General features: G+C 72.5%; 10 protein-coding genes and 1 pseudogene. 8 read left to right on the forward strand and 3 right to left on the reverse strand.

From position 1 onward, the window contains the following. Positions 1-419 precede the first annotated feature (419 nt). From SACE_RS19515 to SACE_RS19545, 8 genes are all read left to right on the forward strand, one after another. Positions 420-2,000, forward strand: coding sequence for a class I adenylate-forming enzyme family protein (locus SACE_RS19515; RefSeq protein ID WP_231849701.1), 1,581 nt, complete (start codon positions 420-422; stop codon positions 1,998-2,000). Then, a complete protein-coding gene (locus SACE_RS19520; RefSeq protein WP_009946688.1) occupies positions 1,997-3,289 on the forward strand; it encodes an amidase in 1,293 nt (430 codons plus the stop codon). The genes SACE_RS19515 and SACE_RS19520 overlap by 4 nt, the downstream gene beginning before the upstream one ends. 4 nt (positions 3,290-3,293) lie before the next feature. Continuing rightward, complete coding sequence (locus SACE_RS19525; protein ID WP_009946687.1) at positions 3,294-3,941, forward strand: GntR family transcriptional regulator; 648 nt, start codon at positions 3,294-3,296, stop codon at positions 3,939-3,941. A 342-nt stretch (positions 3,942-4,283) separates the two neighbouring features. Next, positions 4,284-7,037 carry a class IV lanthionine synthetase LanL gene (lanL, locus tag SACE_RS19530; protein WP_009946686.1) on the forward strand — a complete coding sequence of 918 codons (2,754 nt, stop codon included), beginning with the start codon at positions 4,284-4,286 and terminating at the stop codon, positions 7,035-7,037. After that, a complete protein-coding gene (locus tag SACE_RS19535) occupies positions 7,034-8,788 on the forward strand; it encodes an alpha/beta hydrolase family protein (protein WP_021342106.1) in 1,755 nt (584 codons plus the stop codon). The genes lanL and SACE_RS19535 overlap by 4 nt, the downstream gene beginning before the upstream one ends. Before the next feature lie 105 nt (positions 8,789-8,893). Then, on the forward strand, positions 8,894-9,049 hold the full coding sequence (locus tag SACE_RS38360; protein ID WP_009946683.1) for a VenA family class IV lanthipeptide: 156 nt from the start codon (positions 8,894-8,896) through the stop codon (positions 9,047-9,049). 80 nt (positions 9,050-9,129) lie between these two features. Continuing rightward, positions 9,130-10,890, forward strand: a complete 1,761-nt coding sequence (locus SACE_RS19540; RefSeq protein WP_009946681.1) for an ABC transporter ATP-binding protein — start codon at positions 9,130-9,132, stop codon at positions 10,888-10,890. Continuing rightward, on the forward strand, positions 10,883-12,676 hold the full coding sequence (locus SACE_RS19545) for an ABC transporter ATP-binding protein (protein WP_009946679.1): 1,794 nt from the start codon (positions 10,883-10,885) through the stop codon (positions 12,674-12,676). Before SACE_RS19540 ends, SACE_RS19545 begins: the two co-directional genes overlap by 8 nt. Positions 12,677-13,139: 463 nt before the next feature. On the opposite strand, the pseudogene SACE_RS39940 reads toward SACE_RS19545, so the two are convergent. The 3 genes and pseudogenes from SACE_RS39940 to SACE_RS19555 form a co-directional block, all read right to left on the reverse strand. Further along, positions 13,140-13,286 (reverse strand): annotated as a pseudogene (locus SACE_RS39940) (DUF4440 domain-containing protein); the annotation flags it as partial. A 135-nt stretch (positions 13,287-13,421) separates the two neighbouring features. Further along, positions 13,422-13,682 carry a GlsB/YeaQ/YmgE family stress response membrane protein gene (locus SACE_RS19550; RefSeq protein WP_009946677.1) on the reverse strand — a complete coding sequence of 87 codons (261 nt, stop codon included), beginning with the start codon at positions 13,680-13,682 and terminating at the stop codon, positions 13,422-13,424. A gap of 262 nt (positions 13,683-13,944) precedes the next feature. Continuing rightward, positions 13,945-14,958: a methyltransferase gene (locus SACE_RS19555; RefSeq protein WP_009946676.1), complete on the reverse strand. Its 1,014-nt coding sequence runs from the start codon at positions 14,956-14,958 to the stop codon at positions 13,945-13,947. Positions 14,959-15,058: the final 100 nt, after the last annotated feature.

Below are 15,058 nucleotides of genomic sequence, written 5' to 3' on the forward strand. Positions count from 1 at the left end.
AAGGCGGTCGACCGGCCGATGCACGGCAGCACCGACAAGGCCGCCCTGTCGAAGGCCGGAGGACCAGGCCGCGTCAGCCGGGCGACTCGGCCGAGCGCCGACGGTCCGGAGCAAGGCGGCCGCATCGGCACAGACACCCGCCTCGCCTGCCGGGAGCGGTGGCGCGGTCACGTCCGAAAGCCGTCGATGCCACGCGACATCCGGGCGCGGCGGGGAGGAAGGGCGGGACCGGCGAACGTTCGCGCTGGGGACAGGGTCCATGACGGCTCTCCTCTCGGTTGCCGTCCGCCTGACACGTCGTGCGATTTGATATACCATATCGCAAACCTGGTGGTCCAGCCTTCGCCCGACCTCGCACGAACCCGAGCGTAGAACGCGCTTTTCGTTGGCGTCACCGGCGAAAGCTCGGCGGACCCGGCGTGCTGGAGGACGCATTGGCGGTATCCGAGGAGTCCCGAAACCGGACGGCGTGGCTGCGCCACGGCCCCGAAACCAACGTCGAAAACCTCGCCGCGGGCACGCTGCCGGGAACGCTGCGCCCCGACGACGGGCCCGCGTTGCTCTTCCCCTCCGAGAGCGATCAGTGGCTGAGCCACCGCGTGCTCGACGAGCGCAGCCGGGGCACCGCGTCCTGGTTGCTGAGCCGCGGCCTCGCCCCCGGCGACCGGGTCCTGCTCTGCGGTGGCAACTCCGCCGCACTGGTGGTGGCCTACCTGGCGATCCTGCGCGCCGGCGGCATCGTCGTGCTGGCGAACCCGGCCTACACCGGCGACGAGCTCGCCCACCTCGTCGACGACAGCCAGGCGTCGTGGGCGTTCGCCGCCCGGCCCGCGTCCGCGCTGGTCGACGTCGCGAACGCGGTCTCGCTCGACGAGCCGCTCCCCGGGCTCGAACCGGGTCCGCTGCCCCGGATCGGTTCCGCCGACGTCGCGCTGCTCGCCTACACCTCCGGTACGACGGGCGCACCGAAAGGCGTGCCGCTGACCCACGCCAACCTGCTCTCGTCGATCCGGGCCGCGATGCACGCGTGGCGCTGGAGCGCCGGCGACGTGCTGGTGCACTCGCTGCCGCTGAGCCACCAGCACGGGCTCGGCGGCGTGCACGCCACGCTGCTGGCCGGTTCGTCGGCGGTGGTGCTGCCCCACTTCGACGCCGCCGAGCTCGGCGATGCGATCCAGCGGCACGGCGCCACGGTGCTGTTCGCGGTACCCGCGGTCCACGAACGCCTCGTGGCCGAGGTCCCCGACGCGCTGGGCGCTCCGAGCCTGCGGCTGGCGGTCAGCGGCTCGGCGCCGCTGTCGCCGGACCTCGCCGAGCGGATCGCGGCGGTCATGGGCGAACCACCGCTGGAACGCTACGGCAGCACGGAGAGCGGGCTCGACGTCTCCAACCCCCTCGACGGTCCTCGCCTGCCCGGCACGGTGGGTCTGCCGCTGCCGGGCGTCGAGCTCCGCGTCGGCACGGACTCCGGCGAGCCGATCGAGGACGGCACCGAAGGAGAGATCCTGCTCCGCGGGCCGCAGGTGTTCTCCGGTTACTGGAACCTCCCCGAGGCCACGGCCGAGGCGTTCCACCCCGGCGGCTGGTTCCGGACCGGCGACCTCGGCCGGATCGACGCCGACACCGGCTACCTGCGCATCACGGGACGCAAGAAGGAGCTCATCATCACCGGCGGGCTCAACGTCTACCCCCGCGAGGTCGAGCTCGCCCTGGAGAAGCACCCCGCGGTCGCCTCCGCGGCGGTCGCCGGGCTGCCGTCGCGGCGCTGGGGCGAGCAGGTCACCGCGTGGGTGGTCGCGGAGTCGCAGGTCTCTGCCGAGGAGGTCGTGGCCCACGCGAGGAAGCTGCTGGCACCGTACAAGTGCCCGAAGCAGGTGTTCTTCGTCGACTCCCTCCCGCGCAACAGCATGGGCAAGCTGCGGCGCTCGGAGCTGCGCGAGCCGCTGGACACCTCGGAACTCGACAAGGCGGTGGCGAAGCTGTGGCGAGCGGAGTTGTGAGCGCCTCGGTCACCGGACTCGCGGCTCGGTTGCGGTCTTCCGGCACGACCGCAACCGAGCTGGTCGCCCGGGCGCTCGACGCCGCGCGCAACAGCGCGACCGGTGCGTTCGTCGAGCTGCTGCCCGAACGCGCGGCGCAGGACGCCGCGGTGGCCGACCGCGAACTGGCCGGCGGGACCGATCGTGGCCCGCTGCACGGGATTCCGGTCGCGGTGAAGGACAACATCGACGTCGCCGGGGCCTGGACCCGCTGCGGCACGCGCGATCTCGGCCACCACTGCGCCGAGCGGGACGCGGCGATCGTGAGCAGGCTGCGCGACGCGGGCGCGGTCGTGATCGGCAAGACCCGCACCCACGAGCTGGCCTGGGGCATGGTGACCCCCGGCTGCCGCAACCCGCTGGACCCGGCGCGGATCACCGGCGGCTCCAGCGGTGGCTCGGCCGCCGCCGTGGCCGAGGGCGTCGTCCCGGTCGCGCTGGGCACCGACACCGGCGGTTCGATCCGCAACCCCGCCGCGCTGTGCGGCGTGGTCGGCATCAAGGCCGGGGTCGGCACGCTCCCAACCGATGGCGTCGCGCCCCTCGCCCCGACGCAGGACGCACCAGGGGTGTTGGGTGCGACGGTTTCCGACTGCCGAGTCGCGCTGACCGTGCTCGGTGCCGAACCGTCCGGGCCGCCCGTGCGCCGCGTCGGCGTGATCCGCGACCACTGGGCCAGGCGGGTCGAGCCACCGGTCGCCGCCGCCATCGACGACGCAGTGCTCCGGCTGCGCGAAGCCGGGGTGGAGGCGGTGGAAGTCGCCGTGCGCAACTCCGACCTCGCCATGGCGGCGTCCTACGTGATCATGCTCGCGGAGTCGGCACGGCACTGGTGGCCCGCCGACCCCGACCAGGTCGGCCCGCAGGTGCGCGATGTGCTGCGGCTCGGCGCACGGGTCGCCGACGCCGACTACCGGCGGGCGCTCGCGGTCCGGCGCTCCATCATCGCCGGGCTGGACGACGCCTTCGGCCAGGTCGACGCGCTGCTGATGGCGAGCTCACCGGTGCTGGCGAGCAGGATCGGCGACGAGCTGACCGGATGCGCGGGCCGGATGCTGCCGGTGCAGGCCGCGCACGCTTCCGCGACCTCCCTGGCCTCGGTGTCCGGAGTACCCGCGCTGTCGGTGCCCGGCCTGCCTGGACCGGAGGGACTGCCCACCGGCGTGCAGTTCCTCGCCCCCACGACCGACCCCCTGCTGCGCTGCGCGGAACTGCTGGAGCGCGGGCGCGGCGACGCAGAGAACGGATGAGGCCTTGTCCCAGCCGCTGTACACCAGCAAGACCGAACTGGTCACCAGCATGCTCCGGGAGATGATCGTCACCGGTGAGCTGGCGGCGGGAACCACGCTGCGCCAGCGCGACCTGGCCGACCGGCTCGGCGTGAGCCCGACACCGGTCCGCGAGGCGCTGCGCAGGCTGGAGTCGGAGGGCCTGATCACCACCGACGCGCACCGCAGCGCCACGGTCGCCGAGTCGGCGTTCGACGCCAAGGAGGAGAACTACCTGATCCGCGCCGCGCTGGAGTCGCTGGCCGCGCAGCTGGCGGCCAAGCGGATCACCTCGGAGCGGCTGTCGGCGATCCAGTCGGTCAACGACCGGATCGCCGGGCTGGCCGAGGACGACCGCTCCTACGGCTCGCTCAACCGCGACTTCCACTTCGCCATCTACCAGGCCGCCGAGAGCCCGGTGCTGCTCTCGCTGATGCGGATGCTGTGGCAGTCGATGCCCGACGGACCCAAGGTCGTGCGCACCCACCGCGAGTCCGCCGAGGAGCACCAGGCGATCATCGACGCCCTGCGCGAGGGCGACAGCGCCCGGGCCGGAGAGCTCACCCGCGCGCACATCGTCGGCAGCACCCATCTGGAGGACGAGCGCCCGGCCAGGCGCGAGGGAGGCCGCTGATCGGGGGTTCCTCATGAGCACGATCAGCGTCCCCGCGGACCGTCCCTGAACAGGGGTACTCTGCGCGACGGCATTCCCACCACCCGAACGGTCCTCCACTGCTGAACACCCGCGTGGGTGAACCAGAATCCGGAACCGGATGCTTTCCGTGCTGCTGGATCTCAATCCACTGAGGACGGAGATTCGGACCGCTCACCCTCCGACGTCCCGATCGAATGTACTCGCTTGCGGGGACGCATACCGAGGGTCTACCGACCCCACCCGCGACCCGCGCCGCACGCCGAGCGCAAGACCCCGACCGAACTCAGCATGGGGTTGCTGGCCGGTGAACGGGGAGGGTCGATGGAGCAGGAGTCACACCCGAAGTCGGCAGGTCAGGATGCCGGAGAGCTCCTGACCGGCAGGCCCGTCGCCGACCCGGGGCGCCCCGGACCCGCCCCCGTACTGTCCACACCGGACGCGAAGGATCTCGTTCCGCTGCTGCGCGACGCGCTCGGAGCCCGCGCGGACGCACCGCGCTGGCACGTCGCCGAGGGAGAACCGTGGTGCACGGTTTCCCCGTCCGGCGCCCGGGAGGTGCTCCAGGGCTGGAAGCTGCACGTGTCGGCCACGATGGGGACAGCGGGCGCGGTGTTGCAGCGGTGCCTGCCCGTTCTGCTCGACGCCGAGCGCCCTTTCAAGTTCGCGATCACGCTGGCCCACGTCTACGCGCTGAACTCCGGGCACGCGCCGCGCTACGGCGCGGGCAAGTTCCTGACCTGCTACCCGGAGGACGACGAGCAGGCGGTCGGGCTCGCCGAGGCACTGCATCTGGCGACCACGGGGCTGAGTGGTCCGGTGATCCTGTCGGACCGCCCGTACCGGCCGGGCAGCATCGTGCACTACCGCTACGGCTCGTTCGTCAACCGGCGCGTTCTCACCAACGACGGCCTGTACCGCCACATCATCGACAGCCCGACCGGAGAAACGGTGCCCGACCTCCGGGAGCCGCGGTACACGCCGCCGGAGTGGGTGCGATGCCCCTTCCCAGCCGCCGAAAGCGCGCCGTCCTCGGGCGCCAGGCGGATCCTGCTCGGTGACCGCTTCGCGGTGCGGGAGGCGATCCGGCACGCCAACAAGGGCGGTCTCTACCGCGCTCAGGACCTGCGCACCGGAAAGCCGGTCGTGATCAAGGAGACCCGTCCGCACACCGTCGTCGGCTCGGACGGCACCTGCGCCCAGGACATGCTGCGGGCCGAGGCCCGCGCGCTGGAGGCGCTGGCACCGCTGGGCGTCGCCCCCGAGGTCGTCGAGTTCTTCGAACAGAGCGGGCACCTGTACCTGGCCATGCGCGACCTCCAGGGGCCGCCCTTGCGGCGGTGGGTCACCGACCGGTTCCGGCAGCACGGGCCGCGCGGGTACCTGCCGGCCGCGCTGCGGCTGGCGGAACGGCTCGTGGACAAGCTGCGGGCGGTGCACGAGACCGGACTGGTGCTGCGGGACTTCACGCCGAACAACGTCATCGTCGTCGACGACGAGCCGTGGCTGATCGACTTCGAGCTGTCGGTCCGCGCCGGGGAGACCACCGGCAGGCTCTCCGCGGGCACTCCCGGCTACGCCGCGCCGGAGCAGTTGCGCGGCGACGAGCCCCACCAGCTGGCGGACCGCTTCAGCCTCGGCGCGACGCTCGCCTACGTCCTCACCGGAGCCGACCCCCGCCTTCCCGAGGACGAGCCTGCGAGCCGGCCGCTGCGGGAGCGCCTGTCGGTGTGGCTGCCCACGGTGACGGCCACCGAGCTCCCGGACTCGGTGACCGCGCTGATCACCGCACTGATGGACGACGAACCGGCCGACCGCCCCACTCCGTCGCACGCCCGGACGGTGCTCGCGGCGGCACCCGGCCTGGGGCACCGCTCCAGCGCGGTCGAACCCTTCGACGGCGACAAGTGGCAGCAAGCGGTCGACGGGATCGTCGGCCACCTGCTCGCGACGATGAACCCCGGCGATGACGACGCGCTCTGGCCGCTGGCGCGCCCGCTCCACGACCCGTGCAACGTCCAGCACGGCGCCGCCGGTGTTCTCGGCGCTCTGACCTCGTACTACCGGCTGCGCGGTGGCGACCGGGTCGCGGAGGCGATCGGCACGGCGGCCGACTGGATCCGCCGCCGCATGCGGCAGGACGCGTTCCGCCCGCCGGGGCTGCACTTCGGCCGGGCCGGCATCGCATGGGCCCTGCACGACGCCGCCGACGCGCTCCGCGACCACCCCGCCGCCGACGACGCGGTGGGACTGGCCAAGGAGCTGCCGACCAGCTGGCTCAGCCCCGACATCACCCACGGGATGGCCGGGATCGGGCTCACCTACCTGCACTTCTGGCAGGTCACCGGCGACGCCGAGTTCGCCCACCGGGTCCGGCAGTGCGCCGAGGCGCTGCTGCGCTCGATGCGCCACGACTCCGACGGGCCGTTCTGGCAGGTGCCCGAGGACGCCGACTCCACCTTCGCCGGCCAGCGCTTCCACGGCTTCGCCCACGGCACCGCGGGAATCGGCTACTTCCTGCTCGCGGCGGGCGAGCTCGGCGGAGCGGCGTGCGAGACGACCGCGGAGCAACTGGCACGGCCGCTGCTGCGACACGCCGTCGTGGACGACGCCGGGGCGCGTTGGCACGGCGGGCTGGACACGTCGGGACCGCTGCTGCCCCACTGGTGCAACGGCTCCTCCGGCATCGGGACGTTCCTGGTGCGGCTGGCCAGGCTCACCGGCGACACGCGCGCCAGGGACATGGCCGAGAAGGCGGCGTCCGCCACGGTCGACCACAGCCGGACCGGCGCCGTCGGCCAGTGCCACGGCCTGACCGGGAACGCGGAGTTCGTGCTCGACATGGCCGACTTCCTCGATGAACCCGCCTACGTCGCCACGGCGCACCGGATGGCGCACGCCGTCTTCGGCCGCCGGGTCTACCGCGACGGGCGAACGGTGTTCACCGACCCGGAGGGGCACGTGTCGGCGGAGTGGGCCGACGGAGTCAGCGGTGTGCTGGCGTTCCTGCTGCGCCTGCGCTACGGCGGGTCGCGCCGGTGGATGGCCGACGCCGGCGGCTGGACCGGGCAGCGATGAGCGCGCCGAGCACGACCGCCGCCGGGAGCGCGGTGGTGCGGTCGAACTTCAGCTTCGCGCCCGGCGGGCGCCACGCGGCCTGCGTGCGGACGCGCGGCGCGGAGTCGGTGTTCGAGGTGTGGGGGTTCGACTCGGGCGTGGCGAGGCTGCTGCGCCAGGAGCCCGCCCCCCACCGCGGCGCCCAGGCGCAGCCGCTCGCCGACGGCCGGGTCCTGCTGTTCCCCAACTCGCCCGAGCAGCACGAGCTCGTGCTGCTCGATCCCGAGGGGGGTCGCCGGGTCCTCAAGCGCGTCCACGCGATCGCCGGGTACCTGCTGCCCCACCCCACGTCCTCCGCGCTCGGAGTGCTGGTCGCACGCGAGAGCGCCTGCCAGTCGGCGATCTGGCGGGTCACCGACGCCGGGGCCGAGCTCGTGCTGCGGCTGCCCGGTTGGGTGTCCGGCGGCGTGTGGCTGGACCCCAGGCTCGAGTTGCTGGGCGCCAACCTCACGACTGGCCAGGGACGGTGCGACGGCGTGCTGGTCGATCTGGGGCGGAGACGCTGGCGGACGATCCTGTCGCTGTCCCCGGAAAGCCGCGACAGCATCGTCGCTTGCCATCCGGGCAGCGGCCTTCTGGTGATCGAGACCAACGCGGGCGGCCACCACCGGCTCGGCTGGGCGCGGCTCGACGGCGCGAACGCGGTCCGCTTCCCGGAGCTGCTGGACGAGGACGGACTCCGCCACCGGGCGCTGGCGATCGACCCGCCGGGCAAGCGGGTGCTCGTGCAGAGGCAGCGCGGCGCGGTGACCACGCTGCACGTCTACACGCCGCAGGACGACCAGTTGCGGCAGCTCGCCATCCCCACCGGGGTCACCCGAGGGCGGGCGCACTGGTCCACCGCCGCGATCCGGGTGCCGTTCTCCTCCCCCACCAAGCCGACGACGCTGCTGACGATCACCTCCTGCGAGGAGACGTCGTACCTGCCGGACGACGGCACGGGCGGTGAGTGGGTGGACGCCGAGCTCGTGCGGCTGAGCGCCGCGGCCGGCGGGGTCGAGGCGATCGTCTACGGCAGGGACTGGCTGCGGTCCGACCGGCTCGTGCTCGCGCTGCACGGCGGGCCGCTGTCGGCGTGGCGCATGCAGTTCGAGCCGCTGTTCCAGGCGCTGGCCTCCGCGGGGGTCGCGGTCGTGGCGCCGAACTACCGCGGCAGCACCGGCTACGGGCACGAGCACCTGAGCCCGGTGCTGGATTCCTGGGGCGGGCCCGACCTCGACGACGTGGTCGCCATCGGCGCCGACCTGGGCTCGCTGCGCGCCGACCTCCCGCGGCCGATGGTCCTCGGCGTCAGCTACGGCGCGTTCCTCTCGCTGCTGGCTGCCAGCGCCGCACCGAAGCTGTGGTCGGCGTGCGTCGCGCTGGCGCCCCTGCTGTCCGGGGCACGCCTGCACTCCGCGAGCGCGCCCTGGGTCGGGCACCGCGCGATGCGGTTGGGAGCACTGTCCGGAATAGACGATCAGCTCGGTGCGCGCGACGTGTTGCGGCTGTGTCCGGAGATCTCGGTTCCGCTGCTGCTGATGCACGGCACCGATGACGACGTGATCCCCGTCGGCCAGTCCAGGGAGCTGCGCGACCGCTTGCTGGAGACCGGCCGCGCCGATCTGACTTACAAGGAGGTCCCCGGGAACCACCACGAGGTGGTGACCGGTGTGTCCGCGGTGGTGCGCAACACCGTGGCCCGCTTCTGCCGCACGTGGGGGCGCCCATGACGTGCAGGCGGATCGGGTGCGTTCCGGCTCGGGGCCCGCCCCCAGGCCGGTGGTGGTGACCGACCACCAAACGCGGTTCCGGCTAGAAATCCCAGGAGGTAAGTCATGTACGAAGAATTCGAGCTCGACGTGACCGCTCTGCAGCAGCTTCCGGAAACCGAGCCGGTCGACCAGGACGGCGTGCAGTTCGGCGGAGGCGGCGGCGACCAGTGCCTACTGCTGAGCAACTGCCTCGCCCTCACCCTCGTCAACGAGGACTGATCCAAGACATCCGCTGCTGGGCGGAAGTGGTCGCGCGCGCGGCCACTTCCGCCCGCTCGTTCGTACCAGGGAGGAGTCGGATGTCAGACGTCGCCATGGCGCCGCCGCGACGGCGCGGCTTCGCGCGCTTCCTGCCGCTTGAGCGCGCCGAGGGCGAGAACGCCGCTGCCGGGCGCGCGCTGCTCGCCGAGTGCCTCCGCGAGTGTCCGCTGTGGAGTTCGGTGCTGGTTCCCGCGGTCATCGCCAGGACCGCCGCCGCGCTGCTGCTGCCCGCCGCCGTCGCTGAGGGCATCGACGCCGCGGTGAGCGGGGCGGGTGTGGCGACCGCGGTCGTCCACGTCGGTGTCGTCCTGACCGTGCTCAGCGCCGCCGAGGCCGCGATGGAACTGGCGAACGCCTACTACAAGGCCGCGGTCACCGCCGACCTGCGCAACCGCTTCATCCGCCACGTCCTGGCGCTCGGTGTCGCGGGCCGCCGCCGCTTCGCCTCCGGCGACCTGCTCTCCCGCCTGACCACCGACACCGCCAAGCCCGCCGGTTTCCTGCTCGTGCTGCTCAACATCGCGGTAGGACTGCTCACCCTGGCCGGTTGCGCGGTGGCGCTGTGGATCATCGACTGGACGCTCGCGCTGACGCTGCTGGTGGGAATCCCGGTCGCCTTCGGAATGGTCCGGTTGTTCGTGTCGCGGACGGCCAAGCACTTCCTGCGCTACCAGCAGATCCAGGCCGACATCGTCGCGCGGTTCCTCGACGCCCTGCGCGGCGCCCGCACGATCCGCGCCAACGGCAACCCGCAGCGCGACGCGGCGCGCGTGCTGCGCCCGCTGGGCGAGCTCAACATCACCGGACGCGCGGTGTGGAAAGCCCAGGGGCAGATCGGTTGGCAACTGCTGCTGCTCATCTCGCTGCTGCAGATCGCGGTGCTGTGCGTCGGCGGATTCGCCCTGACGGCGGAGCGGATCACGGCGGGCGAGTTCGTCGCATCGGCGGGCTACGTGCTGCTGGCGGTCCACGGCTTCGAAGCCGTGGAGAGCATCGTGATGGTGCTGAAGTCCCATATCGGTGCGACGCGGGTGGCCACCGTGCTCTCCACCCCCGCCCGGGAGCCGGGTTCGCCGGTGGTGCCCGACATCGGGGCCGGTCGGCTCGACCTGCGCGGGGTCACGGTGCGCGATGGCGACCGGGTCGTGCTCGACAACGTCTACCTGCGGATTCCGGCAGGCAGCAACGTCGCCGCGGTCGGCAGGTCCGGATCCGGCAAGTCGGTGCTGGCCGCGGTCGCCGGACGGCTGGTGCACCCCAGTGGCGGCAGCGTGACCTTCGACGGCGTCGCCTTCGCCGAGCTCTCGGAGTCGGCGCTGCGGGCGTCGGTGGCCTACGCCTTCGAGAAACCCGCGCTGCTGGGCCGCACCATCCACGACGCCATCGCCTACGGGCGCCCCGGAGCCTCCCGCGCCGAGGTCGAGCGGGCCGCGCGGATCGCGCGGGCCGACCACTTCGTGCGCAAGCTCCCCGCCGGCTACGACACCCCCGTGCGGGAGGCGCGGTTCTCCGGCGGAGAGGTCCAGCGCCTCGGCCTGGCTCGGGCGGTGCTGGTCGACGCGCGGCTGGTGATCCTCGACGACGCCACCAGCTCGCTCGACGCGGCCACCGAGGTCCAGGTCGCGCACGCCTTCGACCGCGTGCTGGCCGGGCGCACGTGCCTGCTGGTCGCGCACCGCGCGTCCACGGCCGCGCGCGCCGACCTGGTGGCATGGCTGGACGAAGGGCGCGTCAGGGGCTTCGCCCCGCACGCGCAGTTGTGGTCCGACCCCGCCTACCGGGAGGTGTTCGGTGGCTGAACCGAGCAGTGTCCAGGCCGGGTACGAGCTGTTGCGCAAGCGGCTGCGCGCCAACCGGTACGCGATGAGGAAGCTGATCACCTGGTCGGCGCTGGAAGCCGCGCCTCCGCTGGTCTCCGGCCTGCTGGTGGCGGCGGCCATCGACCGCGGGTTCCTCGCGGGCCGTCCGGACCTGGGCCTGGTGTGGCTGTCGGCCCTCGCCGCGGTGCACTGCCTGGCGGCGGTGGCGACCCGGCGGGTGTACCCGTGGCTGGCCGAGATCGTCGAACCGCTGCGGGACTACCTGGTCACCGCCCTGGTCACGGCGACCGTGCGCCGCGCGGTGGCCCAGCTCGAACCGCTGGACGGCGCGAGCGTGGCGCAGGCGACCGACCAGGTCGACAGCGTGCGCAACCTGGCGGCGTCGGTCCTGCGCAACGCCCGCCAGTTCCTCACCGCACTGGTCGCCGTGGCCGGGCTGGCGTTGCTGTCCCCGCTGATCGCAGCCGTCGTCGCGCCGATGGTGGCGCTCGCCGTGCTGGGGTTCCTGCGGGTGTTGCGGACGCTGGTCGCCAGGCAGCGCGAGGTCGTGCTCACCGGTGAGCTGGTCACCCGCGAGGCCGAACCGGTCATCGACGCGATCCGCGACGTCGTCGCATGCGGCGCGCAGGGCCGGGCCGCCACGTCGGTGGCCGCCGCGGTCCACCAGAACGCGCGGGCGGCCCGTGCGTATGCGCTGACCCGGGTCGCCCGGGTGCTGGTCCTGGCGGTCGGCGTGCACCTGCCGCTGTTGACGCTCCTGCTGCTGTCGCCGTGGCTGGTCGCACGCGGTTCGGCCACCGCGGGCGTCGTCGCAGGCGCGGTCGTGTACCTGGCGCACCAGCTCGACCCGGCCATGCGGTTCCTGGTGAACGCGGGCAGCACGTGGCTGGTGGCGCTGGGCGTCGCGCTGGGGCGGCTGGCCGAGGTCACCCGGCGCGACCCCGTCCACCCGGAGACCGGCGGGGCGCTGCCGGTCCTGGCTCGCGACATCCGCGTCGAGGGCCTGCGGTTCGCCTACTCGCCCCACGCCGCCCCGGTCGTCGACGGCGTGGACTTCACCATCGCGCACGGCACTCACCTGGCGGTGGTAGGACCCAGCGGTGTCGGCAAGTCCACCCTGGCCGACCTGATCACCGGCATCACGCGCCCGCAGGGCGGCCGGGTGCTGCTGGGCGGTGTCGACATCGCCGAGGTGGCCGACGTGGTCCTGCGGCGCGAGATCGCACTCATCCCGCAGGAGGCCTACGTCTTCGCCGGCACGGTCCGGGACAACCTGACCGTGCTCAACCCGGACGCGACGCGGGAGGAAATGGAGCTTGCAGCGCACGCGGTCGGGGCCACCGCGCTGATCGACCGGCTCGGCGGCTGGGACGCCGAGATCAGACCGGGCGCCGACGCGCTGTCGGCAGGCGAGCGCCAGCTCATCGCGCTGACGCGGGTGTGGTTGTCGCCGGCACGCGTCGTCGTACTCGACGAGGCGACCTGCCACCTGGACCCCGAGGCCGAGGCGAGGGCCGAGGCCGCCTTCCAGCGCCGCGGCGGGACGCTGATCGTGCTCGCGCACCGCATCAGCTCGGCGATGAGGGCGCAGCGGATCATGGTGATGGACGGCGAGACCGCCGTCGTCGGCACGCACGAGGAGCTCCTGGAAACAAGCACGCTCTACGCGGACCTGGTCGGGTACTGGCGCGGCGCGACCGTACCGGCTCCCCGCAACGAATCGTCCACACCGGACGGAACAGCGGCAGGCGCGGTACGTCCCTGAGGATTTGTTCTCGGCCGTTGAATCCGCGCAGGCACTTGGCCCATGACCACAATTGCTGCGGGCCTGAGTTCCTGTCCTTGATCTTAGCCCACCCCAACCGGCACCGCCGCGGGTTCTCAGGCGTCCTCTGGCGAGGACAGCGTTTCGCGGCGTATAGGTAGGCATACGTGAGAAAAAGATCCTGGAGCCGGAGGACGCCTGAGGTTTCCGCCACCAGCACCGCCACGCAAAGTGAACTCAGGGAAGCCTTCGAGATTCCTACGCTCGGAGGTTGGGCTGATCTATCACCCACAGAGCTCCCGTCGGGCTGGCGCCTGGCGACCTCCGCGGTCGTCACTCCGCGCGCCAGCTTGGTCGCGGTGAGGGCGATTTCCCCGTTGCGCAGCACGGGAAGCGGCTCGCCCGGCGTGAACACCGGCCGGTCGACGAGGAGCTGTTCGTAGACCTCCCTGATCTGTTCGCTGCCCCGCACCACCTGGCCCGGCCGGAACGCCAGCACCGCGTCCGGCTCGTAGAGCTCCACGAGGCCTTCCACGTCACCGGCGTTGGCGCGTTCCACGAACAGCCGCGCGAGGTCTTCGGGGCGGGCGGCGCGTTCCCGCTCGATCATGCCGATCGCCCCCGCGTGCCTGTGCCGGGCGAGGGCGGCGTTCGGCGGAGGGCCGGACCTGCCTGGCCGGGCCCTCCGCCGAACGATTCCGGTGAACGCGGTCGCATCAGCTCGCACGTTCGCTGGTCCGGGGGGCTACGCCCGCGCCCGGTGGAAGATCAGCCGGTAGATGATGAGCAGGATCAGCGATCCGACGACCGCCCACACGAAGCTCATCACGTTGAAGCCCGACACACCTCCGCCGCTCACGGCCGATCCCAGCCAGCCGCCGAGCAGTCCGCCGAGCACACCGATGATGATCGTCACGATGATCCCGCCCGGATCCTTTCCCGGCATGATGAACTTGGCGATCGCGCCGGCGATCAGCCCGAAAACAATCCAACTCAGGATGCCCACCGGATTGCTCCCTTCGGCCTCGAAATCCCTCTTGGCCCATGGGTGCCCTCCGACGGGCGCAATCACACATTCCCCTCACGACGCCGTCCCCCGCGAACCCGATCCGGCGCCCGAGCCGGGCTCCCGGCGTAACCGAACCAGTAGCGTGACCAGCGGCGATGCCGGAGTGCACCGCTCGGGCCGCTGCCACGGCGGGGCGGAGATCACACTCGCGGCGGCGTTGGGAACACCCGGTCGACCACCGCGCGGCGCCGGTCCGCGGTCACGGCTTGCGCGGCTTGGCGGTCACCAGCGCGGCGTCCAGCGGCAGCGGGCGTACCGGTCCGAGTTCGAAGCCGGCCTTCTCCAGCAGCACCCGGTACTCCTGCTCGCCGCGCTCGCGGCCGTTGCCCATCACCGCCAGCATGTGCAGGTTGTAGCCCAGCGCCAGGGACGGTTCGGTCCCCTCCGGGAGCACGCGCTCGACGATCAGCAGCGTGGCGTCCTCGCCCATCGCCTCCCGGCAGCTCGCCAGGATGCGCACGCACGCCTCGTCGTCGAAGCCGTGCAGGATCCGCGAGAGCAGGTAGACGTCGCCGCCCCGCGGGACCGAGTCGAAGAAGTCGCCCGCAACCAGCTCCACCCGCTCGTCGGCTGCGACACCGCCCGCCCGGCGGACCTCCTCGATGACGTGCGGCGCGTCGTAGAGCACGCCGCGCAGCGTGGGGTGGGCGCGCAGGACCTCGGCCAGCAGTTGGCCGTGCCCGCCCGCGACGTCGACGACCTTGCGCGCCGCGGAGAAGTCGAACGCACCGGGCACGTCGGAGAAGAACGCCGTGCCCGCGACCATGGCCCGGTCGTAGGACAGCGAGGTCCGCGGGTTGCCGCTGAGGTAGGCGAACAGCTCGTCGCCGAAGACGTGGCCGAACGCCGACTTCCCGGTCGTCACCGAGTGGTGCAGGTCGCCCCACGCGCGGTAGAACTCCTCGCCGTAGAGCAGCGCGACGTTGCGCAGCGGCTTGTCCGCGTCCGAGCGCAGCAACTCGCCGGTCTCGGTCAGCGCATAGCCCTGCTGGTCGTCGCCCACCAGCACACCGGCGCCGACCAGGAAGCGCAGCAGGCGGCCCAGGGCGTCGGCGTCCACGTCGAGCTCGGTGGCCAGGGCCGCGCTCGTGGACCGGGTGCCCGCCAGCCGGTCGGCGATGCCGAGCCGGGCGGCGACGTAGACCGCCTGGGTGTTCCAGTAGCCGGTCATCAGCTCCATCAGCCGGCGTGCCGGGTCGACGGTGTTGGGCATGGCATGTCTCCTTGTCGAGGTGTTGGTTCCCCGGACGCGGGGCCCATCCGGATCCCGTGAGTCCGTTGGGTTGCTATGACGACCCGAAAGGCTCACGGGT

Origin of the sequence: Saccharopolyspora erythraea NRRL 2338, assembly GCF_000062885.1 — a bacterium.
Lineage (GTDB): Bacteria > Actinomycetota > Actinomycetes > Mycobacteriales > Pseudonocardiaceae > Saccharopolyspora_D > Saccharopolyspora_D erythraea.

Excerpts from the sequence above, each read along its gene's own strand:
- lanL (WP_009946686.1), top strand. The coding sequence starts at position 4,284 with ATGGAGCAGGAGTCACACCCGAAGTCGGCAGGTCAGGATGCCGGAGAG.
- SACE_RS19535 (WP_021342106.1), top strand. The coding sequence starts at position 7,034 with ATGAGCGCGCCGAGCACGACCGCCGCCGGGAGCGCGGTGGTGCGGTCG.
- SACE_RS38360 (WP_009946683.1), top strand. The coding sequence starts at position 8,894 with ATGTACGAAGAATTCGAGCTCGACGTGACCGCTCTGCAGCAGCTTCCG.
- SACE_RS19540 (WP_009946681.1), top strand. The coding sequence starts at position 9,130 with ATGTCAGACGTCGCCATGGCGCCGCCGCGACGGCGCGGCTTCGCGCGC.
- SACE_RS19555 (WP_009946676.1), bottom strand. The coding sequence starts at position 14,958 with ATGCCCAACACCGTCGACCCGGCACGCCGGCTGATGGAGCTGATGACC.